Source organism: Paenarthrobacter sp. NPDC057355 (assembly GCF_042667405.1).
In the GTDB taxonomy this organism is placed as follows: Bacteria; Actinomycetota; Actinomycetes; order Actinomycetales; family Micrococcaceae; genus Arthrobacter.
Genome location: NZ_JBHVAL010000005.1, coordinates 1 through 21,414, shown reverse-complemented (window position 1 = coordinate 21,414; position 21,414 = coordinate 1). Strand labels below are relative to the sequence as shown.

General features: G+C 62.1%; 24 protein-coding genes. 16 read left to right on the top strand and 8 right to left on the bottom strand.

The features are described 5' to 3' along the window. Positions 1–9: 9 nt before the first annotated feature. Together ACFUOZ_RS07910 and ACFUOZ_RS07905 are read left to right on the top strand one after the other, a co-directional pair. Positions 10–582 (top strand): hypothetical protein, encoded by a 573-nt coding sequence (locus tag ACFUOZ_RS07910; RefSeq protein WP_377546506.1) that lies wholly within the window; start codon positions 10–12, stop codon positions 580–582. Between the two features lie 68 nt (positions 583–650). Further along, positions 651–998: a hypothetical protein gene (locus ACFUOZ_RS07905; RefSeq protein WP_377546504.1), complete on the top strand. Its 348-nt coding sequence runs from the start codon at positions 651–653 to the stop codon at positions 996–998. A 58-nt stretch (positions 999–1,056) separates the two neighbouring features. On the opposite strand, the gene ACFUOZ_RS07900 is transcribed toward ACFUOZ_RS07905, so the two are convergent. Beyond that, positions 1,057–1,605 carry a CGNR zinc finger domain-containing protein gene (locus ACFUOZ_RS07900; RefSeq protein WP_377546501.1) on the bottom strand — a complete coding sequence of 183 codons (549 nt, stop codon included), beginning with the start codon at positions 1,603–1,605 and terminating at the stop codon, positions 1,057–1,059. 71 nt (positions 1,606–1,676) lie between these two features. Between ACFUOZ_RS07900 and ACFUOZ_RS07895 the strand changes: the two genes are divergently transcribed. Then, a complete protein-coding gene (locus tag ACFUOZ_RS07895; protein ID WP_377546498.1) occupies positions 1,677–2,696 on the top strand; it encodes a DMT family transporter in 1,020 nt (339 codons plus the stop codon). Positions 2,697–2,762: 66 nt separating this feature from the next. On the opposite strand, the gene ACFUOZ_RS07890 is transcribed toward ACFUOZ_RS07895, so the two are convergent. Beyond that, the gene (locus ACFUOZ_RS07890; RefSeq protein ID WP_018779397.1) at positions 2,763–3,026 is read right to left on the bottom strand and encodes a WXG100 family type VII secretion target; all 264 of its coding nucleotides are present in this window, start codon (positions 3,024–3,026) and stop codon (positions 2,763–2,765) included. Positions 3,027–3,184: 158 nt separating this feature from the next. On the opposite strand from ACFUOZ_RS07890, the gene ACFUOZ_RS07885 reads away from it, so the two are divergent. Beyond that, entirely contained in the window at positions 3,185–3,457 is a 273-nt protein-coding gene (locus ACFUOZ_RS07885; RefSeq protein WP_189018798.1) for a DUF2277 domain-containing protein, read from the top strand. A gap of 19 nt (positions 3,458–3,476) precedes the next feature. On the opposite strand, the gene ACFUOZ_RS07880 is transcribed toward ACFUOZ_RS07885, so the two are convergent. Genes ACFUOZ_RS07880 through ACFUOZ_RS07870 form a run of 3 tightly spaced genes read right to left on the bottom strand, consistent with a single transcriptional unit; the run spans position 3,477 to position 6,486 of the window. Then, positions 3,477–5,825 carry a heavy metal translocating P-type ATPase gene (locus ACFUOZ_RS07880; protein WP_377546495.1) on the bottom strand — a complete coding sequence of 783 codons (2,349 nt, stop codon included), beginning with the start codon at positions 5,823–5,825 and terminating at the stop codon, positions 3,477–3,479. Positions 5,826–5,834: 9 nt separating this feature from the next. Then, positions 5,835–6,068 carry a heavy-metal-associated domain-containing protein gene (locus ACFUOZ_RS07875; RefSeq protein ID WP_377546492.1) on the bottom strand — a complete coding sequence of 78 codons (234 nt, stop codon included), beginning with the start codon at positions 6,066–6,068 and terminating at the stop codon, positions 5,835–5,837. A 52-nt stretch (positions 6,069–6,120) separates the two neighbouring features. Continuing rightward, positions 6,121–6,486, bottom strand: coding sequence for a metal-sensitive transcriptional regulator (locus ACFUOZ_RS07870; protein WP_377546489.1), 366 nt, complete (start codon positions 6,484–6,486; stop codon positions 6,121–6,123). A 224-nt stretch (positions 6,487–6,710) separates the two neighbouring features. On the opposite strand from ACFUOZ_RS07870, the gene ACFUOZ_RS07865 reads away from it, so the two are divergent. The 8 genes from ACFUOZ_RS07865 (at position 6,711) to ACFUOZ_RS07830 (ending at position 14,562) form a co-directional block, all read left to right on the top strand. Then, a complete protein-coding gene (locus ACFUOZ_RS07865) occupies positions 6,711–8,003 on the top strand; it encodes an extracellular solute-binding protein (RefSeq protein WP_377546487.1) in 1,293 nt (430 codons plus the stop codon). A gap of 34 nt (positions 8,004–8,037) precedes the next feature. Further along, the gene (locus ACFUOZ_RS07860) at positions 8,038–9,018 is read left to right on the top strand and encodes a carbohydrate ABC transporter permease (protein ID WP_377546485.1); all 981 of its coding nucleotides are present in this window, start codon (positions 8,038–8,040) and stop codon (positions 9,016–9,018) included. Beyond that, positions 9,015–9,923: a carbohydrate ABC transporter permease gene (locus tag ACFUOZ_RS07855; RefSeq protein WP_377546482.1), complete on the top strand. Its 909-nt coding sequence runs from the start codon at positions 9,015–9,017 to the stop codon at positions 9,921–9,923. Before ACFUOZ_RS07860 ends, ACFUOZ_RS07855 begins: the two co-directional genes overlap by 4 nt. After that, complete coding sequence (locus ACFUOZ_RS07850) at positions 9,920–11,536, top strand: beta-N-acetylhexosaminidase (protein ID WP_377546480.1); 1,617 nt, start codon at positions 9,920–9,922, stop codon at positions 11,534–11,536. The genes ACFUOZ_RS07855 and ACFUOZ_RS07850 overlap by 4 nt, the downstream gene beginning before the upstream one ends. After that, the gene (locus ACFUOZ_RS07845; protein WP_377546478.1) at positions 11,537–12,352 is read left to right on the top strand and encodes an IclR family transcriptional regulator; all 816 of its coding nucleotides are present in this window, start codon (positions 11,537–11,539) and stop codon (positions 12,350–12,352) included. Continuing rightward, positions 12,349–12,756 carry a rhodanese-like domain-containing protein gene (locus ACFUOZ_RS07840; RefSeq protein WP_377546475.1) on the top strand — a complete coding sequence of 136 codons (408 nt, stop codon included), beginning with the start codon at positions 12,349–12,351 and terminating at the stop codon, positions 12,754–12,756. Before ACFUOZ_RS07845 ends, ACFUOZ_RS07840 begins: the two co-directional genes overlap by 4 nt. 10 nt (positions 12,757–12,766) lie before the next feature. After that, positions 12,767–13,417, top strand: a complete 651-nt coding sequence (locus ACFUOZ_RS07835; RefSeq protein ID WP_377546472.1) for an alpha/beta fold hydrolase — start codon at positions 12,767–12,769, stop codon at positions 13,415–13,417. A gap of 134 nt (positions 13,418–13,551) precedes the next feature. Next, positions 13,552–14,562: a YdcF family protein gene (locus ACFUOZ_RS07830; protein ID WP_377546469.1), complete on the top strand. Its 1,011-nt coding sequence runs from the start codon at positions 13,552–13,554 to the stop codon at positions 14,560–14,562. Between the two features lie 42 nt (positions 14,563–14,604). On the opposite strand, the gene ACFUOZ_RS07825 is transcribed toward ACFUOZ_RS07830, so the two are convergent. The 3 genes from ACFUOZ_RS07825 to ACFUOZ_RS07815 form a co-directional block, all read right to left on the bottom strand. Continuing rightward, positions 14,605–15,783, bottom strand: a complete 1,179-nt coding sequence (locus tag ACFUOZ_RS07825) for an MFS transporter (protein ID WP_377546951.1) — start codon at positions 15,781–15,783, stop codon at positions 14,605–14,607. A gap of 848 nt (positions 15,784–16,631) precedes the next feature. Next, positions 16,632–17,126 carry a hypothetical protein gene (locus ACFUOZ_RS07820; protein WP_377546466.1) on the bottom strand — a complete coding sequence of 165 codons (495 nt, stop codon included), beginning with the start codon at positions 17,124–17,126 and terminating at the stop codon, positions 16,632–16,634. Next, complete coding sequence (locus ACFUOZ_RS07815; protein WP_377546464.1) at positions 17,101–18,096, bottom strand: TOMM precursor leader peptide-binding protein; 996 nt, start codon at positions 18,094–18,096, stop codon at positions 17,101–17,103. Before ACFUOZ_RS07815 ends, ACFUOZ_RS07820 begins: the two co-directional genes overlap by 26 nt. A gap of 308 nt (positions 18,097–18,404) precedes the next feature. Between ACFUOZ_RS07815 and ACFUOZ_RS07810 the strand changes: the two genes are divergently transcribed. The 4 genes from ACFUOZ_RS07810 to ACFUOZ_RS07795 all read left to right on the top strand — a co-directional run bounded on the left by ACFUOZ_RS07810 (position 18,405) and on the right by ACFUOZ_RS07795 (position 21,297). Beyond that, positions 18,405–18,941, top strand: coding sequence for a GNAT family N-acetyltransferase (locus ACFUOZ_RS07810; protein ID WP_377546461.1), 537 nt, complete (start codon positions 18,405–18,407; stop codon positions 18,939–18,941). Between the two features lie 76 nt (positions 18,942–19,017). Beyond that, positions 19,018–19,953 (top strand): polyphosphate kinase 2, encoded by a 936-nt coding sequence (gene ppk2 / locus ACFUOZ_RS07805; protein ID WP_377546458.1) that lies wholly within the window; start codon positions 19,018–19,020, stop codon positions 19,951–19,953. Positions 19,954–20,063: 110 nt separating this feature from the next. Then, positions 20,064–20,594, top strand: a complete 531-nt coding sequence (locus ACFUOZ_RS07800) for an RNA polymerase sigma factor (RefSeq protein WP_377546456.1) — start codon at positions 20,064–20,066, stop codon at positions 20,592–20,594. Beyond that, positions 20,584–21,297 carry a hypothetical protein gene (locus tag ACFUOZ_RS07795; protein WP_377546453.1) on the top strand — a complete coding sequence of 238 codons (714 nt, stop codon included), beginning with the start codon at positions 20,584–20,586 and terminating at the stop codon, positions 21,295–21,297. Before ACFUOZ_RS07800 ends, ACFUOZ_RS07795 begins: the two co-directional genes overlap by 11 nt. Positions 21,298–21,414: the final 117 nt, after the last annotated feature.

Here is a 21,414-nt window from a genome sequence, read left to right as displayed (position 1 = left end):
ACTGGATGGGTGACTCTTCCCTCGACTCCTGCCCAAACCCCTTCTGCCCTTCCGGCGGGGCCGTGGAAACCGGTGCTGATCCGCGCGACGGTTGCGGTGTTGTTCGGGCTGGTGACCATTTTCTGGAGTTCACCGTCGGTGCACGTGCTGGCGTGGGCCGTCGGCCTTTATCTGCTGGGAACAGCGGCGGCAGTTTGGATGTCCCGCGCGCTGCCCGCGGCTGTGGCCGTGGTGGTGGCCTCGGGTGGTGTGGCTGCTTTGATCACGCAGTCAGACGAAGGCGTGGCCCTTTCGGCGATGCTCGCGCTGCTGGTGCTCGGGCTCCTGGAGTTCATGAAGGGCCTCAAAAAGCGTGATTCCCTGGCCCGCGACTGGCTCATCTCGGGCATCATCTCGGTGGGTACGGCCATTGCGTTGCCATTCTTCACTTCGCTGGGCGCGCACGCGCTTTTGGGTGTTTCCGGTGGTGGCGCAATTCTCTCCGGAGTGCTTTGGATGCTCTCCGGACTGTCGCTTCGGCACGATGCCCGCACCGCTGGGACGACCTCTGCGCCCGGTGCTTCGCCGGAGGCCGTAAACTAGTAATTGGACGTTCTACTCGTTGTAGAACTTTTGCAGACCGGCGGGCCCGTACCGCCATCATTGGAGGAATGACCGTGGCAGACCAGACACCAGGAGAACCGCGCAAGATGCGGACCTCGGTCAAGGGACCCCTCATGTTCTCCGCCTTCTTCGCAGTGCTGGCTTTCTTTGCCGTGCTGATCTTCGCTTCAGGCGGTAGTGCGCGGACTCCCCGGTTCGACCTCGCCTTCACCGGCGCCGGCATCGCCTTCATCGTGAGCCTCGTTGTGGCAGCCATGCTGTCCATGAGCTACAAGGAAAACGCCGACCACCTAGGCAAGGGTTCAGGGGTAAACCTCAGCTCCAAGCGTCCGCACGGTGGATCGCCCGCTCCGGAGTCGCCCGACGAGCCTGAAACGCCCGACGCCGGCCGCTAACCTTCCAGCGCTTCCCCACTTTGCTTGGGGGAGCGCTTTTTTGGTGGGTGGAGTTTGGTTACTCGCCTTCGGCGGCCTTGCGTGCCCGGTACGCTGCGACGTGGGTTCGGTTGGCGCAATTACCTGTGTCGCAGTACAGCTTGGATCGGTTGCGGCTAAGGTCAAGGACCACGGCGTCGCAGTCATCCGCGGCACATACCCGCATGCGTTCCATCTCTTTGCTGCGGATCACGTCGATGATCGCCATCGCCGCTTCGGTTCCCATGCGGTCCGCTAACGGGGCCTCGGGGGTGGTGGCGTGAAGGTGCCAGTCCCAATGGTCGTGTTTGACCAGTTGGGGGAGCGCCTTGGCATCGAGAAGGAGCTTGTTGACGGATTTGGCGGCGGTGTCCTCGTCGGAGCTCCAGAGTGCTGCGAGTTCGCTGCGAAGGCGCTTGATGCTGTTCAGTTCGTCCGCGGAATTGACGCGGGAGCCGGTGAACTCCTCGGCGGCCAGGAACGCGTTGAGGTCATCCAGGGAGGTCAGCAGTTCCTGCCCGTTGGCTGCTGTATTGATCAGGTTGACCACGCTGCGGAGGGCAACCTCGGTGTCAGGCGCAAAAAGCACTTTGACTCCTTACATGTTCGGGGAGTAATGTCATGACCATAAGCCCACTTTACTCCTGACAGGAGGCTGCTGTGTCAGCTCCAATGACGAAGACTGATGCAAAGAATTTCCTGGCATCAGGACTCGGCATCGCACTCTTTTCTTCCGCCGTGTTCGGCACCTCAGGCTCCTTCGCCAAATCGATGCTGGAAACCGGATGGTCACCCGGTGCCGCAGTAGCCGTGCGCCTCACAGGTGCCGCGCTGATCCTGGCGATTCCCGCCGTCGTGGTTCTTCGTGGACGCTGGCACCAGCTCAAGGAAAACTGGCTCACTATCCTGCTTTTCGGCCTCATCGGAGTCGCCGGCTGCCAGCTCTTCTATTTCAATGCGGTAGCCCGCTTGTCCGTTGGCGTCGCGCTTCTTCTGGAATACCTGGCCCCGGTGATGATCGTGCTGTGGCTGTGGATCTCCACCCGCCGCAGACCGCGTGCACTGACCGCTGCCGGCGCGCTGCTTTCGCTCGGCGGCCTGGTCCTGGTGCTCGACCTGACAGGCGCAGTGAAGGTGGACTTCGTCGGTGTCCTGTGGGGCATGGCGGCTGCCGTGTGCCTGGTGATCTATTTCTTCATCACAGCCAAGGAGAATGACACCCTTCCTCCGCTGGTGCTGGCCTCGGGTGGATTGCTGGTGGGCGCCGTGGTGATGTGGCTCGTGGGCGGGTTGGGCTTGCTTCCCATGACGTTCAGTACCGCAGACACAACGCTGGGTCCGTGGACCGTGCCGTGGTGGGTGTCCGCCGTCGGTTTGATCATCCTGGCAACCGTGCTGGCCTACGTATCGGGAATCATGGCCGCGCGCAGCCTGGGTTCCAAGGTGGCCTCTTTTGTGTCACTGACGGAAGTGCTGTTCGCGGTGATCTGGGCGTGGTTGCTGTTGGGCGAACTGCCAGGCCCGATCCAGCTGCTGGGTGGGCTCCTGATTGTGGGCGGCGTTGTCCTGGTCCGCGTGGACGAACTGCGCGGAGACCGCCGGGCCGCTGGCGCCCGGGCCTTGGATCACCCGAATGACGTCGAGCCTGTCCCCTCGGGGCCGGCCGCCGAAGGCAGGTAATTCAGGGTTTCGAATAGACGCAAAAATGCCCGGACGCTTGTGCGTCCGGGCATTTTTCCAACTGTCTTAGTTGGAGGCCTGCTGCTGCTGCTCTGCGTTCTTCTGAGCGCGGTCGCCAGCTTCACGAAGAGCGTCGGCAACCTTCTTCAGGTTGGAAGCGTGCTGGCTGTCCCACTCGCCGCGGAACTTGTCAGCGTCCGGGCCCTTCCAGTCGGTGCCGTCGAGAGCACCCTTCAGCTGTGAACGCTGCTGCTCGATGTGCTCAGCGCCTGCCTTCAGCTTGTTACCGAGCTGACGAAGCTGATCAACATCTGCACCCCAAATAGCCATGAGATTCTCCTTCATTTGTTCGGACCCGAGCTCTTCGGCATCCCCAGCGGCCTCCGGCTCATCCGGAAGATCCAATAGCTAAAACCTATCCCGTGAATCGTAATCGCGTCGATGGGCACCCCTCCCCATGCAGCACTGCCCATGGTTAGCATGGGGCTATGTGCCGGAATATCAGGACTTTGCATAACTTCGAACCGCATGCCACCAGCGAGGAAGTGGAGGCCGCTGCCCTCCAATATGTGCGCAAGATCAGCGGATCCACCAAGCCTTCAAAGGCCAACGAGGAAGCCTTCGCCGAGGCTGTCCACGAGATCGCGCATATTACGCAGCATCTCCTGGACTCGTTGGTAAGCCACGGCCCTGCGAAGAACCGTGACGAGGAAGCGGCCAAGGCGAAGGCCCGGGCCGCAGTCCGCTTCGGAACCGCATAGCCCGGGCCTCCTCCCCGCGCTACTTGCCGAACGAGCGCAGCCTCAGCGAGTTGGCCACCACCAGCACTGAGCTGGCCGCCATCGCCGCGCCCGCGATCATCGGATTCAAGAGCCCGAGGGCAGCGACGGGAATGCCGATCGCGTTGTAGAAGAACGCCCAGAACAGGTTGGTTTTGATGGTGGACAGCGTCTTCCGGGACAGCTCGATCGCCTGCACCAGTTGACCCAGATCGCTGCCCATCACTGTCAGGTCCGAGGCCTCGATGGCAACGTCCGTGCCGGAACCCATCGCGATTCCCAGGTCCGACTGGGCCAGGGCCGCGGCGTCGTTGACGCCGTCGCCGGCCATGGCGACCGTGGACCCCGCTTCCTGAAGCTTCCGGACGGCGTCCACCTTGCCTTCCGGCAGCACCCCGGCGAACACATCTTCAGGCGCAATTCCGACGGCGGCAGCCACTTGGGCGGCCACTGCGGCGTTGTCTCCGGTCAGCAGGATGGGACGGATACCGAGTTCCTTCAGCCTCGCGATGGCCGCCGCCGAGCCGGGTTTGATGGTGTCCCGGAGGCTCACAATGCCGGCCGGTTCGCCATCAACGGCCACCCAGATCGAGGTGGCGCCCCCATTCTCCTGGGCCGCGAGGATATCGCGGTGGTCCGATCCGATGGAGATGCCATTTTCCTCCAACCATCCCGAACGGCCCACAACTACGGTCCTCGCGCTGCCGTCCAGCGCAACGCTTCCCCGTACTCCGCCGCCTGGCGCCGAACTGAAGCCTTCGACGGCGGGCAACTTTCCGGCGTCGTGCGTGGCTTCCTTCGCCGCCGCCGCAATGGCGTGGGCGATCGGGTGTTCCGATGCTGACTCGACGGCCCCGGCCAAGGTGAGCACGGAAGCGGGGGAGTGCCCGTTGAGGGCGACTGTGTGGTCCACGGCCAGCTTGCCGCTGGTTACCGTGCCAGTCTTATCCAGCAGGATGGTATCCACGTGACGAGTGTCTTCCAGCACCTGCGGGCCCTTGATGAGGATACCCAGCTGGGCACCACGGCCCGTTCCGGTCAGCAGGCCAACCGGGGTGGCCAGGCCCAGGGCACAGGGGCAAGCGATCACCAGGACTGCAACGGCAGCTGTGAAGGCAGCGTTGAGGTCGCCGGAGAAGAACAGCCAAAGCAGGAAAGTGATCAGGGCGATGACCAGCACGATGGGGACGAACACCGAACTGATCCGGTCCGCCAGCCGGGCGATGGGAGCTTTGCCGGTCTGGGCTTCGCTGACCAGGCGTCCCATCTGGGCCAGCGTGGTGTCTGATCCGACGCGCGTGGCCCGGACCAGCAATCGCCCGGATGTGTTGATGGTGGCACCTGTTACTGTGCTGCCCGGTCCAACTTCAACAGGGACGGATTCTCCGGTCACCAGGGATGCGTCCACAGCCGATGCGCCATCGAGCACCACGCCGTCGGTGGCGATCTTCTCACCGGGACGAACGACGAACACATCGTCAACCAGGAGTTGCTCGGCGGGAATCTTCTTCTCCACGCCGTCCACCAGGATTGTTGCATCCTTGGCGCCCAGATTGAGCAGGGCCTTCAGGGCATTGCCTGCTTTGGCTTTGGCGTTGGCTTCGAGATAGCGGCCCAGCAGCAGGAACGTGGTGACCACGGCTGCGACCTCGAAATACAGCCCGCCGCCCGCCATGCTTTCCATGCCGGGGTGCTCTGTCATGCGTGGGTCCGCGAACAACTGCCATGCCGAGTAAAGGTAGGCCGCAATGACGCCGATGGAGACAAGGGTGTCCATGGTGGATGCGAAATGCCGGGCGTTGATGGCAGCGGCCCGGTGGAACGGCCAGGCGGCCCAGCTCACCACCGGTAGTGCCAGTGCACCGACAACCCAGCCCCAGTTGGCGAACTGCAGGGCCGGAATCATGGAGATCGCGAAAACGGGAAAAGTCAGGACGGCGGACAGGATCAACCGCGGCCGTAGTGTCGAAGCCGAGGGGCCGTGATCCATGTGGTTTTCATGGCCGGCGTGTTCGTCGTGTTCCTGGTGAGCTGGCCCGGCCTCGTGATGCTCATGCTCATGCCCATGACCGTGATCATCTGCGGCCGGGCGGGAGTGGCGTGCAGGGGCTTGCCTCAGCGTCGCCTTGTATCCCGTTGCGTTCACGGTGTCCACGATTTGCTGGTCTGTAACGTTTGCGGGGACCGTGACGTGCGCGGATTCGAGGGGGAGGTTGACGCTTGCCTCGACGCCTTCGAGTTTGCCCAGTTTCCGTTCCACTCGATTGACGCATGAGGCGCAGGTCATGCCCTCGATGTCCAGCTCGATCACCCTTTGTGCGGGTTGGTTGAAGGTCTCCTGGTTACTCAAGAGAACCCCCTAGGCTTCGTTGGCTACCACCACGTAGCCGGCTTCTGCCACGGCTTCGCCAATTTCCGACGGCGACAGCTCCTGGGTGGATGTGATGGTGACAGTGGACAAACCGCCGGGGTTGAGGTCCACCGCGACGTCCTGGACGCCGCCGAGCGCTTCGAGTTCTTCGCTCACGCTGGAGACACAGTGGCCGCAGGTCATGCCGGATACGTTGACGTTGGTCTGGATGGTCTGGCTCATGGAGTGCTCCTTGGTGGTGAGTTGGATGGTGTGGTGAGTGGCGGAGTTACCGCTACCGCAGCAGGCGCCCGATGGCATCGGTGGCCTCCTTGACTTTGGCGTCGATTTGTTCGGCGCGGGTTTGGGGGTCGGGCTCGGAGGCAGCACCTACCACACAGTGGCCGATATGCTCCTCAACGAGTCCCAGGCTCACGGCGTGGAGGGCCTTGGTGGCAGCAGCGACCTGCGTGAGGATGTCGATGCAGTATTTGTCCTCCTCCACCATGCGGGCAATGCCGCGAACCTGCCCTTCAATGCGTTTGAGCCGTTTGAGGTACGCGTCCTTGTTGCTGGTGTACCCATGGGATGCAGAGGGCTCGAGGTCCACCTCGATGACTGGTGCATCCTGATGGCTCATGCTCAGGTCTGGCGTGTTCATGGCCCCAAGCTATACCCCAAGGGGGTATGGAGTCAAGTACCCCCAGGGGGTATCAAGAAAACCACTTGGTATAGACCAAAACAGCAAAAAAGCGGATTCTTGTTTTGCAATGCAAACCTTTGTGTAAATGTGCTTCCGCCCACACCCGCGCGTTCATAGTGTTTGGTCTCATAGCCGCGGAGGGGGAAATCCCGCGGAACCCAACTTTTCTCCATGGAGGACACTTGAAACTCGCACGCTCCGCCGCGGCAATTGCCATCGCAGCGCTCGCATTGACCGCTTGCGCTCCGCCTACCTCGAACAACGCAGCCTCCAGCTCGGATGAGCAGACAGGCACTGTCCGCGTGTGGCTCTTCTCCGAGGTCAACCAGGACCCCAAGTCAGCAGTGGTCAAGGAAGCCGTTACTGAATTCGAGGCGGCACACAGTGGTGCCAAGATCGACGTCCAGTACATTCCCGTAGACAGCCGGGCCGAACGGTTCAAGGCCGCGTTCAATGATCCGTCCAGTGCGCCGGATGTGGCCGAGTTCGGCAACACGGACCTGGCCAGCTATGTGGCGTCCGGCGGCCTTGCCGATGTTACCGGGGACATCAAGTCCTGGGGCGAAGCAAAGGACCTTGACCCGAAAATCCTGGCCACCACTGAAATCGACGGCAAGAACTATGGGGTGCCGTGGTTCGTCGGCGTTCGCGCCCTCTATTACCGCACGGATCTCCTGCAGCAGCTGGGTCTTGCGGTCCCCAAGACCCTGGACGAGGTAGAGACGGTTGCCCGGGCCGTGCGCGCAGCGAACCCCGGCATGCTGGGAATCTCCGTGGGTGGAGCGGCACAGTTCTCTGCCATGCCCTACCTGTGGGCAAACGGCGGGGAGATCGCCACCAAGGAAGGCGACAAGTTCGTTTCCGGTTTGGACTCGGCCCAGTCCCGTGAAGGCGTGGCAGCCTACACCCGGCTCCTGAAGGACGATATTTGCCCGGCCCAGACCTGTGCGGAATTCGGCGGAAACGCCAGTGTCCAGCAGTTCATCGCGGGAAAGTCGGCCATGACCATCGGCGGCGACTTCAACTACAAGGCCGTTGCTGCCAGTGCCATCAAGGACAAGTTCGCCGTGGTTCCGGTTCCCGGCAAGACTGCAGGTTCCATTGCGCCCGCTTTCGCCGGCGGCAACAACCTGGGCGTCTTCAACAGCAGCGAACGCCGCACTCTCGCAGCCGACTTCGTGAAGCTGCTGGCCAGCAAGAAGTACCAGCAAAAGATGTTCGACTCCATGGGCAACCTCCCCACCTTCACAGATGTCCAGAAGTCGGTGGCCGAAAACAACAAGCAGGTTGAGCCCTTCATCAACACATTGGGCGCCGGAACCAAGTTTGTCCCGGTTACCGAAAACTGGTCCACCATCGATGCCCAGGGCGTCTTCACGGGCATGTACCAGAAGGTGGTTACAGGCAAGGCCGATGTGAACGCTGCAACCAGCGAGGCCGCTGACGCCATGAACGCCGCGTTCGGGTCCAAGTAATGCCCTGCTGCCCATCACCAACCGAAGGCGCATCATGACAGCCGTCACCCCGGTACTGCCCGAAGCGTCCCAAGGACGCGCACCACGCAAGGGCCCGACGACGGCGGCACTCGCCTCCCGCCGTCGGGGGCGTCTGGAACCTTGGCTCTACCTCGCACCGGCGTTCATAGTCCTGATTGCGCTGCTGGGCTATCCGATCTTCCAACTGATCAACGTCTCCCTGTATGACTACCGGCAGGCCCAGGTCAGTGGAAAAGCACCCCTGAAATTCGTGGGGTTGGAGAACTACCAGAAGCTCTTCGCCGATCCGCAGTTCTGGACTGTCCTGGGCAACACCGTGGTCTTCGCTACCGCCTGCGTGGTCTTCACGTTGTTGGTGGGCAGTTCACTTGCGGTGCTGGCAACCAGGCTCCGTCCGTGGGTCCGTTCCGTGCTTTTTGTGGTCTCGCTCGGCGCATGGGCAACCCCTGCAGTTACAGGCAGCGCTGTGTGGCTGTTCTTGTTCGAGCCCACCTTGGGCTTGGTGAACAAGACGCTGGTGGCCATCGGGCTGACGCAGTTCCAGGGCTACTCCTGGACCTACGACAAATGGTCGGCCTTCGGGCTGGTAGCCAGCGAAGTGGTGTGGTGCTCATTCCCGTTCGTACTGGTTACCGTCTACGCGGGCATCCAGGCGATTCCGACGGAGGTCATCGAAGCCGCAAGGATCGACGGCGCATCCATGCCCCGCATCGCCCGGAGCATCATGCTGCCGATGCTCCGTCCGATCGTGATCGTGGTGACCATCCAGTCCATCATCTGGAACTTCAAGATCTTCTCGCAGATCTACATCATGACCAACGGAGGCGGCATCGCGGGCCAGAACCTGGTCCTGAACGTGTACGGCTACCAGCAGGCATTCGCCGCAAGCCTGTACGGACTCGGTTCAGCCCTTGGCGTCATCATGACCGCCCTGCTGATGGTCATCACCCTCGTCTACCTCCGCATCCTCAAGCGAACAGGAGAAGCCCTGTGACCGCCGTCGACGTTTCACCGCTTGCGCCGCAGGCAGCGGCAGAAAACCCGCAGAAGTTCCGCAAGAACGGCAAGCGACGCTTCGGCGCCGACGCCGCGGCGATCGTCATAGCGCTGATGGTTGCCTTCCCGCTGTTCTGGATGGTGTTGTCCGCGCTCAAGCCCAAAACCGCCCTCGACGCCGGGGATGCGGCACCGTTCACCCTTGAACCGTCGCTGGACTCGTTCGGGCGCGTGCTGGGCGTGAACAACTTTGGCCAGTACTTCCTGAACAGCGTGATTGTGGCGATGATCGTGGTGGTCCTGTCCACCGTCCTGGCGTTCCTCGCGGCTGTGGCCCTGACGCGCTACGACTTCAAGATGCGCACCAAGCTGCTGATCATCATCCTTGTTTCGCAGATGGTGCCCGTGGAGGCGCTTACCATTCCGCTGTTCTTCCTGCTCCGCAACGCCGGCGAGGCCATTCCGCTGGTGGGCCTGAACCAACTGGGTTCACTGGTGCTGGTCCATGTTGGCTTCAGCATTCCGTTCGCGATCTGGATGCTGCGCGGGTTTGTGGCCGCTGTTCCGGTGGAGGTGGAAGAGGCCGCCCGCCTGGACGGAGCCAGCAGCTTCCGTTTTGTGCGTTCCATCCTGTTCCCGCTGGTGGCGCCGGGGGTGGTTGCGTGCTCGGTGTTCTCCTTCATCTCCACATGGAACGACTTCCTGTTCGCCAAGACGTTCATTATTTCGGCCCAGGAGAACCAGACATTGCCCATGGCGCTGCTGACGTTCTTCAAGCCCGACCAAAACGACTGGGGTGCCATCATGGCCGGCTCCGTCATCATGACCATCCCGGTGCTGATCTTCTTCATCGCCGTCCAGCGCAAGCTCGTGTCCGGTCTCGCCGGGGCGGTGAAGGGATGAGCGCGCTCCACCAGTTGGTCCCGGCGCCGTGGTCCTTCTCGGCGGGGACAGGCGGGTTGACGCTCGACGCCGGTACGACCTTGGGTGCCGACCCTGAACTGGGCGGTCCCCGCCGCTGGTTGGCCCGTTCTTTGGGCGCCGCCACCGGCTGGGACCTGGCTCCCGCAGCCACCGCCGACGCCCAGGTCCGCTTCCTGCTGGACCCGAAGCTCGACGCCGAGGCGTACCGCCTGGAGGTGGGTGACGCCGTCGTAATTTCTGCCGGTGGGCCCGCGGGCGCGTTCTACGCTGCGCAGACTCTTCTGCAGTTGCTGGGACCAAGAGCATTCCGCCAGTCTGCGGTCGGTTCGATCTGGTCGGTTCCCCGGGTTTCTGTGGAGGACAAGCCACGGTTTGGTTACCGCGGAACGATGCTGGACGTCGCACGCCACTTCATGCCCAAGGACAACCTGCTCCGGTTCATCGACGTCATGGCCATGCACAAACTCAACGTCCTGCACTTGCACCTGACCGACGATCAGGGTTGGCGGATCCAGATCAACCGCTATCCCAAGCTGACGGAAACCGGTGCGTGGCGCCGGGAATCGTCCCTTGGGTCCTGGCGTGCGGGCGTTTTCGATGGTCGGCCGCACGGTGGTTTCTACACGCAGGACGACCTCAGGGAGATCGTGGCGTTCGCCGCTGAGCGGCACATCACCGTCATCCCGGAGATAGACGTTCCAGGACACAGCCAGGCCGCCATCGCGGCGTACCCGGAGCTGGGCGAGGGCCAGGCAGAGGGTGCGGAACCTGTGGAGGTATGGACGCGCTGGGGTATCAATGAGACGGTCCTTGCCGTCTCCGAAACCTCGCTGGAGTTCTACCGGAACGTCCTGGACGAGGTCGTGGAGATCTTCCCCTCCCCGTGGATAAGCCTGGGCGGCGACGAAGTTCCGCTCACCCAGTGGCAGTCCAGTACCGCTGCGCGTGGCAAGGCGGAGTCGCTTGGCCTGGACGATGTCTCGGGCCTGCACAGCTGGTTCGTAGGGCAGCTCGCGCTGCACCTCAAGGGCCACGGCCGCGCAACGTCCGTGTGGGACGAAATCGGCGACGGCGGACTTCCGGACGGCGCGCTCGTGGCCTCGTGGCGTGGGTATGAGGGAGGGATTGATGCCCTCCGCAAGGGTTACGACGTAGTGATGTGCCCTGAGCACAAGCTTTACCTCGACCACAGGCAGGCCGACGGCGACGACGAGCCGGTACCGGTCGGGTTCGTGACCACCCTGCAGGCCGTCTACGAGTTCGATCCGCTGCCTGGTCTTTCCGCGGAGGGATGGCCGGGACGTTTGCTGGGCGCCCAGGCGAACATCTGGACCGAGCACCTGGACTCGCCCCGCCGCGTGCAGTTCGCGGCCTTCCCGCGCCTGAGCGCCATCTCGGAGGTGTTCTGGTCCAACCCTGAGGGCCGGGACTACGATGAGTTCCTGACCCGGCTCACAGGTGCACATCTGGCCCGGCTCGAGGCCATGGGTGTGGAATACCGGCCGTTGTCCGGTCCAGCACCCTGGCAGCAGCGGCCGGGGGTCGAGGGTTGGAAACGTGATTACGACGCCGAGCAGCTCGTGAGGAACTGAGTGACTACTGAAGGCAAGGACGCCCGTAATTCCTCGGCGTCACTTCGCAAAGCACTGGCTTTATTGACGGTGGTGGCCGAGGAACCGGGCAATGGGGATGGGCTGGCGCTTGTAGAGCTCACCCGGCTCTCCGGATTGAACAAGAGCACCTTGTTGCGCCTGGCTGCGCCATTGCTCGAAGAGAACCTGCTGGAGCGTGATCACGAGACCGGCAAGTTCCGCCTGGGACACGGCTGCTTGAGGTTGGGGCAGTCCTACCTGGACCGGGTGGATCTGCGCAGCGTTGCCAACGGTGAACTCCGCAGCCTTATGCGTGCTACCGAAAGCACCTGCCATCTGGTGGTGCTTTCCGGGCATGACGTGGTCTATCTGGACAAGGTGGAAGACGAGGCCACGGTGCGCATGGCCTCGCGGGTTGGCGCCACCATGCCGGCTTACTGCACGGCAGTCGGCAAGGCCATGTTGGCTTTCAGCCCGGAAGAAGTGGTGGGTCCCATCCTGGCCGGCAGCCTGGTGCCACTCACCGAGAAGACCATCACGGATCCGGCGCTGTTGCGCGCCGACTTCGAAGCTATCCGGCGGCGCGGCTATTCCATCGACGACCGGGAGAACGAGCCGGAGGTGCGCTGTGTCGCGGCGCCCATCTTCGGCCATGACGACCACGTGGTGGCTGCACTTTCGGTATCTTCGCTGTCTTCCCGGATGACCGCCAAACGGGTTCGGGAAGTAGGGCCGATGGCGGCTGAGACCAGCCTCCGGATTTCCGCCAAGCTCGGTTCGCGCCGGGCGTCCGCGAAGCTGGCGAAACTCGCATGAGCATGAGCGCCGCAGAGTTCTTCCGGGCCAAGCTTCAATGCGAAATCGACGTCATGGAGGTGGCTGCGTCCGAACCGGGTTCCTTGGTGGTTGTGGATACCCGCCGTCGGTCTTCTTGGGACCACGGACATATTCCCGGTGCGGTACATATCCCGACCGCCAGTATTCCTGAGCTGGCCCCTGGGCTTGTCCCGGCGGGTTCGCAGGCGGTGGTGTACTCCTGGGGGCCGGGCTGCAATGGCAGTACGTTCGCTGCCCTCGCCTTCGCGGAGCTGGGCTATTCAGTCAAGGAGATGATCGGCGGCATCGAGTATTGGATCCGGAACGGGCTACCGGTTGAAACTTCCGCGGGCGTGGTTCAGAGTGAGCCGGACACGTTGGTGACGGCACACAAGGTCATTTGAAAGGTGCGACATGGCGGTTTTCGTTCTGATTCACGGTGGCGGTTCCAGTGCGTGGGACTGGCATCTGGTCAGCCCGGTCCTTGAAGCCTCGGGACATCGTGTGGTGGCCGTCGATTTGCCCATCGAAGATGCCGGGGCGGGACTCGAGGACTACACCCGTGCAGTGACGGAAGCAGTCGGCGATGCCCGGAACACCATTGTGGTGGGGCACTCGTTGGGCGGTTTCACGGCGCCGTTGGTGTGCGAGACGCTCAACTCGGATGGGTTGGTGTTTCTCTCCGCGATGATCCCCCTGCCCGGGGAGACTTTCGGTGACTGGTGGACCAACTCAGGGCATGACCGGGAAACCATTCCCGAAGAGCCATACTTCAACCTGGTACCCGAAGACTTGGCCCGCGAGGCCGCGGACCATGAGCGCGACCAGCAAGGGGCCTGGATGGCAGCACCTTGGCCAGGGAAGCAATTGGACGTTCCAACCTTGGGTATTTTGTGCCGCGACGATCTGTTCTTCCCACCGTCGTTCATGCGGAGCCTTATCCGCGACCGGCTGGGCGCCGAACCCGTTGAGATCGCTGGCGGTCACTACGCCCCATTGAGCCACCCGGAAGCTGTGGCCGGAGCCCTGAACGACTTCGCCCGGCAGGTTGAAGAGGGCCGGTAGTTCCGCCGGCACCGTCCGACTTGACGGCTAGCCGGATGATGTTGACCACCGGTCGGTGCCGGCCAGAATCGAGCGTCGCCAGGGCCACGCAGCTCTGCCATCGCCGCCGTCACCACACCGAATAGGCTTGGACCATGCTGAACCTGGTCCTTGGCCTTATCTTTGCGGGGTTTTTCCTGGCCTCCTACCAGTCGGACCGCCGACGACTCCGCAACGGCGTCTTCCTTTTGGTGGCGGCCTGGTTCCTGCTGCAGGCGCTCCTGGACTTCCTGATCGACCTGAACCCATGGTTCGAGTGGCTGAACCTGTTGGTTGTCGTCGTACCGGTCGTGAGTATCTTCGTCTTCGCCGCCTTCCTGATCGCGAACGGCGTCACGATGGTCCGAAGGGAAGGGCCCGGGATCACCAGCTTCCTGCCGATCGCCGTCGGTTTGACCGTGTTCCTGGCCCCTGTGGTCGCTTTCCTTTTCGTGCTGAGTGGGCAGCCGGTCCTGGCCGGTATCGCAGCCCTGGCGTTCTTCCTCTGCGCCTACTTGGGTTGCGCTTTCGTTGTCTTCCTGGGCTACGCGATGGTGTATTCCAGGATGCGCTACAGCCCGAACCCGGCCGCCGTCGTCGTCCTGGGGTCGGGCCTGATCGACGGCAACGTCCCGCCCTTGCTCGCCGCGCGCTTGAACAAGGCCCTGGAAATTTACGACGGCGTCACACCGGTCAGGCCCGTTTTGGTACCTTCCGGGGGCCAAGGCCCGGACGAACCCCGGCCCGAGTCCACTGCGATGAAGGAGTACCTGGTGGCGAAGGGGGCAGCTGCCGCTGACGTCTTGGAGGAGAACAAAGCCACCACAACCCGCGAGAACCTGGCCTATTCCGTGGCGCTGCTGGCTGAGAAGGGAATCAAGGGTCCGTTGCTGGTGTGCACCAACAACTACCACGTGCTCCGCGCTGCGCTCCTGTCGCGCCGGCAGAAGATCAGTGCTGAGGTGGTCGGTGCCCCAACGGCCAGGTATTTCGTGCCCAGCGCGTTCCTTCGCGAGTTCGTCGCCGTGATGCGGGACAACCGCCGGACCAACGTGATCCTCTGCCTGCCGATGTTCGGTATTGCCCTGCTCATCACCGTGGCCCTGATGAACTCGCCGGTGGTGTAAGCCCACCCGTTAGCGCCCCGGGTTGACGCCGGAGATTGCCTTCTATCGCACAGGCTCGCTCTGCTTGACCTCGGCTTCAGGCTCCCGGGGACTCAGTATGGAGTTGGAGTTCAGGGCCAGGAATCCCGAAAGGAGCGCCGCGAGGAGTATCGAGCTGAAGGCCATAAAGGGCGAGACTCCCATGAGATAGGTGGCAACCGCCAGGCTTAGGGGGCTGGACACCGTTTCCAGGAATTGGACGGCCGTCATTGTCTTGCCAAGGTCGGACGGGGGTATCTGTTGGTGGATCAGGGACGTGCGCCCCACAGTCCAGGCGATCCCTCCTGTGCAGACAAGGAAAAGTGCCGTGGCTATGGAGATCCATGAAGGGATGAAGAACAGGAGCGATCCTGCCGCCATGAGCCAGGACGACCGTTGCATGAGGAGGTTTGGGCGCCAGTCCGAGACCACGCCGGACAACAGGGATCCGCAGAACAAACCAGCAGCAGCGGACGCCCCAACAATCCCGACTTCTGTTGTTGAGCCACCCAGGCCAACAGATGTCTGAAAGATTGCAAGCGTTGACAACGGGGCGGACAAGAAGCCGATGAGGACTACGGTGCCGGCAAAGCGCCACCAACCGTTGACCTGCGAGAGTCTCCGATACCCGGCCGAAAGATCCTTGAAGAAGCCGGCGCGGTCAGGCCGGCTGGCGGGGCGGTCCGGCCAAGGCAGGAAGTTCATGATCATAGCGATGACGGTGAAGGAGACTGCGTCCACGGCCAGTAACCACCATGGACCCCATACCGCGCTGAGAGCGCCGCCGATGGCTGGACCCACAATGGAGGCCGAAGTCCACGCAGTGGAGACTGATGCATTGAACTTGGCGGTGCCCTCTCCGTACATTTTCGGAATCGCCACGAACGTGGCTGTTCTCGCGAACATGTCCAGGCTGCCGCGCAGGAACGCGCCCAGCACCAGAACCCAAAAAGGTGTGTGCCACGGGCCGATGAGCAGGGCCATTGCGGCTACGACCGTTGCCTGACCCCAATAGCCAATGTGGGTCATGGTGCGGGGCGACATCCGATCGGCCAGTCCGCCGATCAGCACTCCCGGGAAGGCCTTGGGGAGTTGTGAAGCTACGGCGACTATGGACATTTGGGCGAGGCTGCCACTTGTCTGGAGGACGATGAGCGGCAGGGCGATGTTGTAGGCGCCGCCACCGAGCGAATTCACCCACATGCCCGTCAGATGCAGACGTCTCTGCCACGGCTTTGCCACTGACAATTTATTCACCTCGGGATGCATGGAATATGGTTGAAAGGTCGGTTTGTTGTTCCACTGAACTCATAAGCCACTGCAAAGCGGGTGCCTGCCAAAAACTGATGTTCCAAGTCCTGGCGATAGCAAAGTGGAATAGGGTTGTGCAGCATGGGAGCACCAGTCGCCATTTGCCGGGGAGAATGAGCGCAAGAGGAAGTGCGGCCAATTCGAGAAATGGAATTGCGCGTGTCAGGATCCGAACTGGAACCGCGAATTTCTCTTGCGCAAATGGGTGTTCATCCGATGCGTTCAAATGCGAGTGGTATATGAGGTTTGCGTCGCCGAGCCGTACCCAGGCGTCGTAGCCGTGAATCAGCTTCGACAACCCGGCCTGCGTATAGGGCAAGTACAGTGCGACGCGCGAGACGGAGAGCGGCAGGTCGGCTAGCTGGCTGTTTGCCGGTATGGGTAGTTGGTGCGTAAGGAGTACGGCCTCGATAAACGTGTCGTAAGACCATCGCCCTGGAAGTGAACGGGCATCCGCGGCACGAGTCCCGAGGAACAATCCCAACGCTGCTCGCCGAACCCAGGGCAAGTGCGCTGCCCCCGGCCTGCCGTACAACTCACTTGCGCCCGCGGTCGCCAGGAACAGGCCAGCTGCCGCGCGCCGGGTCATCCACGATTTGCGTTCCTCTGGACCAGCACCTGCGCCCAAGTCCGTCGAAGCAACCGCCGCCCTGTAATCCCGGGCAGCGGCGGGGCCCGGACGAAGCGTCGCTGCCAACGCGGCGACCATCCAAACTCCGGCGGTTCGTAATTGCCGTTTCCTAGCAGGGCTCATGCGAAGATTGCGGGACATAGGTGTACACCACCTCTCTTTCCCCAGGCATTCCCCGAACCGTGGTTTCTACCCACACCTCCATCCGGGTTAGCGGAACGTCCGGTAGCTGGATTGGAGCGCGGACTTCGTCAAAGGCCCGCCAGCTGCTCCCCTGGAGCCGCCGGATGATACGCAGGCAAAGAACGTGTTTGGGACGTTCCTCCTCTGCCATGAAGATACGGGCGAACACGGCCCCGGCCCGGAAGAACTGCGTGGGAAGGCAGTTTGCGGGTCCGGCGGCCACCATTGTTCCGTCTGCATGGTGAAATTCGACGGCGAAGCGTGAGACCCGGTCCCCGAACTTCGCGTTGAACATATTGTTCGACGCGATTGGCCAGAAGTTTTTGTTGGCGACGGTCGCAAGGAGTGACGCGGCCGTGTAGGCGCCCGCGAGGGCGGCGAATGCCCTGCTGCTTCTAGCCGCACGCGGCACAGTGGTCATTCTTGGCAAAATCCTCAAAATCAGATGACAACTCCAAGGAGTCAAACACCAGCCTTCTCCCATCGAGGTTGGTGGAGCCGGTCAGAAGATAGCGGAACACCTCCATGGCCGCAACGGAGGCCACGATGGAGTTCAAGGGGCCGAAGCTGGGAGCCTGGTAGGAGTTATTGAGGTTGGTGGTGGAAAGTGACGCGGCAGAGTTTGACCGACCATCGTTGTCCGTCGCGGCGCAGAGGAGGCACGGGGTTTCGCCCGGCCTGACCACTGGGCCCACCACGCCGCGGGTGTCCTGGTACCCGGCGCAGGTGAAGGGCGTGCCGGTGACTATGGAGGCTTCGTTGGACCACTCAAGAACCTCCTGGGGAGTGTCCGCGGAAACCACCACAAAATCCGATTCTTGGAATACAGGCAGGAGATCATCAACGCCCGAGATCATTGCTGAAACTTCATTGGCCGTGATGCTGGGCGCCCGAAGCAGAAGGTTCTCCGCAGCAGCCTTGATCTTGGGAGTGCCAACGTCCGCGGCTGTGAAGAGATATTGCCGGGTGAGGTTGCTTTCTTCGACGGTGTCGCCATCGACAAGGATGATCGAACCTACCCCTGCTGTGGCCAATTGCATGGCCACATTGGTTCCGATGCCGCCCACGCCGATGAGTGCCACGGTTCGGTTGTGCAGTTGTTCGCTCGCCCCGGGACCCGTGCCGTGTGCAAGCTCAAAGTAGAGGTCATGTCGGCTGTATCGGCCCGAAAGATCGAATCTGTAAGGTATCAACACTTCAGCGTCGATGAGCTCCTGGACGATTGGCCCGGCGCCGTCGCCCATCAAAAGTTGGGCTTCTTTGCCCAGGTCTTGGAGGGTTCGTGGGTGAGAAGCAAAGCTCAGCAATTCGGTGAGGCCGGAAGGCGCATCTTCAATTTCGATGGCATTGGGTGGTGCCAATCCGATGTGCACGGTGGTACCTGTTGTCACAACTGGAAGTGACTGTTTTAGCGAGTAGGTTGCGACGTCCAATTTTTGCCTCCAATGATGAGTGGGGACCACGCGTTGCGTGGTCCCCACCACTTTTCTGTTTGTTCAGTTGAACACGAAGTTCAGCTTGGAACGGCGCTTTGCCAGTCGCTTGATCTTAAGCACTCGAATCACTCCTTCGATTAATAAACTTGATGGACGGAATGAATCTACGACATAAGTCATGCATATGACAAGTTTGTCGATTGCTTGACGGGCGTGTCGTCTTCTGCCGCTACAGGCACGCTAGGGCGTATAGGGTTTTCTCCATGTTCAAACTCGTTGCTCCGGATATCTCTTTCCACCAGTCGTTCCTTGAGTCCCACGCTGAGTGGGAAGGCGCACATCAGGATGGGGCCGGCGTCTTTATGGCGAAGGACGTCACCACCAGCGAAGGGTTCGCTGCCTGGGTCCAGCAACTTAGGGATGCGGAGTACGTGGGTGAGAACGACGGCATCGTTCCTTGCACGTATCTGTGGATCACTGAGGGCCCGCGCTACGTGGGTGCCATCGCGTTCCGTCACTACCTCACCCCGGCGCTGCTGAATTCGGGAGGCCACATCGGCTACGGCGTGCGGCCCTCGGATCGTGGGCGCGGCGCTGCGTCGTGGGCCCTGAAGAACCTGTGTTCACAGCTGGAGGCGCGGGAGCAGCCTGATCGTGTCCTGCTGACGTGCGATGACGCGAACGTGGCCTCGGCCAGGACCATCGAACGTGCGGGCGGTGTGATCGAAGATACCCGGACGGACGAGACGGGACGGCACTTTCGCCGTTACTGGATCGATGTTCGGCGGCCCCAGAGCTGAGGGCCGGCTTGTTCACCCTCCAGTCACCAAGTGTTGTTAGCGTTCTGCGGACTACACGTCTGAGCAGGAGGACCGCATGACGGAGGCAAATCCACTGTCCACATCGTTGGACAACTGGTGGGTGAGGGACAACCTGCGCGAGACCATCGACCACTTGGTGGAATTGGGCTACACCATCAGCGGCGGACAAGGGGAAGACCCGGAACTCATCGATCCCGGCGGATCGGCCGTGGAAACCTGGAGCGACGGGTACCCCTACGAAGAGCGGATGACCCGTGACGAGTATGAGATCGAGAAGTACCGCCTCCAGATTGAGTTGCTGAAGTTCCAGTACTGGGGCCAGGACCTGGGCCTCAAGCACGTCATCGTGTTCGAGGGCAGGGACGCGGCGGGCAAGGGCGGGACCATCAAGCGCTTCACCGAGCACCTGGATCCGCGTTCGGCCCGGACTGTTGCACTGGCCAAGCCCTCCGACCGCGAGCAGGGCCAGTGGTATTTCCAGCGATACATCCAGCACCTTCCCACGGCCGGCGAAATCGTGATGTTCGACCGTTCCTGGTACAACCGCGCAAACGTTGAGCGGGTCATGGGCTTCTGCACCGAGGAGGAATACGACACCTTCATGGGGCAAGCGCCGGTGTTCGAGAAAATGCTGGTGGACGCCGGGATCCACGTGACCAAATTCTGGTTCTCAGTGACCCGTCAAGAGCAGCGTACCCGCTTCGCGATCCGGCAGATCGACCCCGTCCGGCGCTGGAAACTCTCACCCATGGACCTTGCGTCGCTGGACCGTTGGGACGAGTACACCGAGGCAAAAGAGCAGACTTTCCTGCACACGGACTCTGACCATGCACCGTGGATCACGATCAAATCCAACGACAAGAAGCGCGCCCGCATCAACGCCATGCGTTTCTTCCTCAACCAGTTCGATTACGCCGACAAGGACACCACGGTGGTTTACGACGCCGATCCGCTGATCGTCCGCCGCGGCCGCGACGCCGTAGGCGACTAACACCAAAGTACGACGTCGGTCAGCCGCCTTACCGGGTGGTGAGTGCCGGCGTCGTACGCTTTTCCTGAAAGTTCCGTTACATTCTTCTGACTGCCGGACATTAACCGGGTATGAGCGTGAAAGCGGAGCGAGGGGATCGCGTGGACCAAGCGAGGGAGCAGCGTTTCCTGGCGGCCCACGCGGCCTGCCACGACAAGGTTTACCGCTACTTCCGTCGTCGAACCGCGGGGCCGCCGACAGCCGAGGACCTGTGTGCCGAGGTCTTTCGGATCGCCTGGGAAAAGTCCCGGGATCACGAATTGTCCGTGCTGGAGGTCTTCGGCATTGCCCGGAACGTCCTCAGAAACCACAACCGATCAAACGTCCGGTCCATCAACCTCACGCAGCAATTGGAGCTGCAGCGGACTTCCCTGTTGGGCCCGGACAATGACGAGGTTCGGGAGGCGCTGGCGAGCCTCAAGCCCCAAGAACGGGAAGTTCTCCTCCTGACCTATTGGGACGGCTTCACGTCAGCCGAAGTGGCGCAGCTGCTCCATGTCACGGCCACAGCCGTCCGGATGCGTCTGCACAGGGCCCGGAAGGAACTTGGCCACCTGCTTCGGGCCGATCAAGCAGCAGAGGATGTCAGCAATGAGCCATAACGAATCATCAGAGCTGAGGCGTCTGGTCGCAGCGGACCCCGCCCGGGCAGTCACGGAAGAAGACCTGGCCAAGAGCCGGGAGAAGAGCCTGACCGTCATGTCCAGCGACGCGGTTCTCCTCACCGTCGGTGGGTCCAGTGAAGATCGGCCAGTCGCCAGGCGTCGGGGCCGGGTGGTCGCCGGAGTTGGCTTGGTGGCGGCGGCGGCCGCGGTGGTCGCGGGTGTCTTCGCGTCCTCGCTATGGTCGCAGCAGGCGCAACGGCCCATCCCGGCCGCCACGCAACCCGATCACGCACCGGATACCAGCTCCCCGAGCGACCAGCCGCTCCCTGAGCTGACCGGGCGCATGCCGACTTTCGACGCCGAAATCGTCACGGGCGGTAATGGCAACAAGGCTGCGGTCGCCAAAGATGAGCCGGCGGACTTCCACATGGACGCCGGTAACAGGGGAACCTTGGGCCTCAACGGCGGCGGATGTATTGCCAGCGTCTACCCCGACGGGCGCTTCGGGGGCCTGATCTTCCCGCGCGGTACCAAGGTCACCGAGTCCGGAGTGGTCCTGCCCGACGGAAAATCCATCAGCATTGGGCAGCAGTTCTCTTTCGGCGGAGGACTGTCCCCGGAGGGCACGGACGTGGGCGAGTGCTCTCCCGGCGGTTCGCCCTTCCTGGTCCAGAACTGGGACGAGCTCCCTTCAAAATAAGCACGCGAGTTGGCAGTTAATTGCAATGTTTCCCGGAAACATTGCCATTAAATGCCAACAAGCGGAACGGTCTACAAGGTGACCTCGTCCAACAACCGGTCATTAAGCACCAGGGCC

Coding starts and splice junctions, on each gene's coding strand:
- ACFUOZ_RS07795 (WP_377546453.1), top strand. CDS start 20,584: ATGAGCCATAACGAATCATCAGAGCTGAGGCGTCTGGTCGCAGCGGAC.
- ACFUOZ_RS07825 (WP_377546951.1), bottom strand. CDS start 15,783: ATGTGGGTGAATTCGCTCGGTGGCGGCGCCTACAACATCGCCCTGCCG.
- ACFUOZ_RS07860 (WP_377546485.1), top strand. CDS start 8,038: ATGACAGCCGTCACCCCGGTACTGCCCGAAGCGTCCCAAGGACGCGCA.
- ACFUOZ_RS07885 (WP_189018798.1), top strand. CDS start 3,185: ATGTGCCGGAATATCAGGACTTTGCATAACTTCGAACCGCATGCCACC.
- ACFUOZ_RS07830 (WP_377546469.1), top strand. CDS start 13,552: ATGCTGAACCTGGTCCTTGGCCTTATCTTTGCGGGGTTTTTCCTGGCC.
- ACFUOZ_RS07835 (WP_377546472.1), top strand. CDS start 12,767: ATGGCGGTTTTCGTTCTGATTCACGGTGGCGGTTCCAGTGCGTGGGAC.
- ACFUOZ_RS07875 (WP_377546492.1), bottom strand. CDS start 6,068: ATGAGCCAGACCATCCAGACCAACGTCAACGTATCCGGCATGACCTGC.
- ACFUOZ_RS07800 (WP_377546456.1), top strand. CDS start 20,064: ATGAGCGTGAAAGCGGAGCGAGGGGATCGCGTGGACCAAGCGAGGGAG.
- ACFUOZ_RS07870 (WP_377546489.1), bottom strand. CDS start 6,486: ATGAACACGCCAGACCTGAGCATGAGCCATCAGGATGCACCAGTCATC.
- ACFUOZ_RS07850 (WP_377546480.1), top strand. CDS start 9,920: ATGAGCGCGCTCCACCAGTTGGTCCCGGCGCCGTGGTCCTTCTCGGCG.
- ACFUOZ_RS07820 (WP_377546466.1), bottom strand. CDS start 17,126: ATGACCACTGTGCCGCGTGCGGCTAGAAGCAGCAGGGCATTCGCCGCC.
- ACFUOZ_RS07905 (WP_377546504.1), top strand. CDS start 651: ATGACCGTGGCAGACCAGACACCAGGAGAACCGCGCAAGATGCGGACC.
- ACFUOZ_RS07890 (WP_018779397.1), bottom strand. CDS start 3,026: ATGGCTATTTGGGGTGCAGATGTTGATCAGCTTCGTCAGCTCGGTAAC.
- ACFUOZ_RS07840 (WP_377546475.1), top strand. CDS start 12,349: ATGAGCATGAGCGCCGCAGAGTTCTTCCGGGCCAAGCTTCAATGCGAA.
- ACFUOZ_RS07810 (WP_377546461.1), top strand. CDS start 18,405: ATGTTCAAACTCGTTGCTCCGGATATCTCTTTCCACCAGTCGTTCCTT.
- ppk2 (WP_377546458.1), top strand. CDS start 19,018: ATGACGGAGGCAAATCCACTGTCCACATCGTTGGACAACTGGTGGGTG.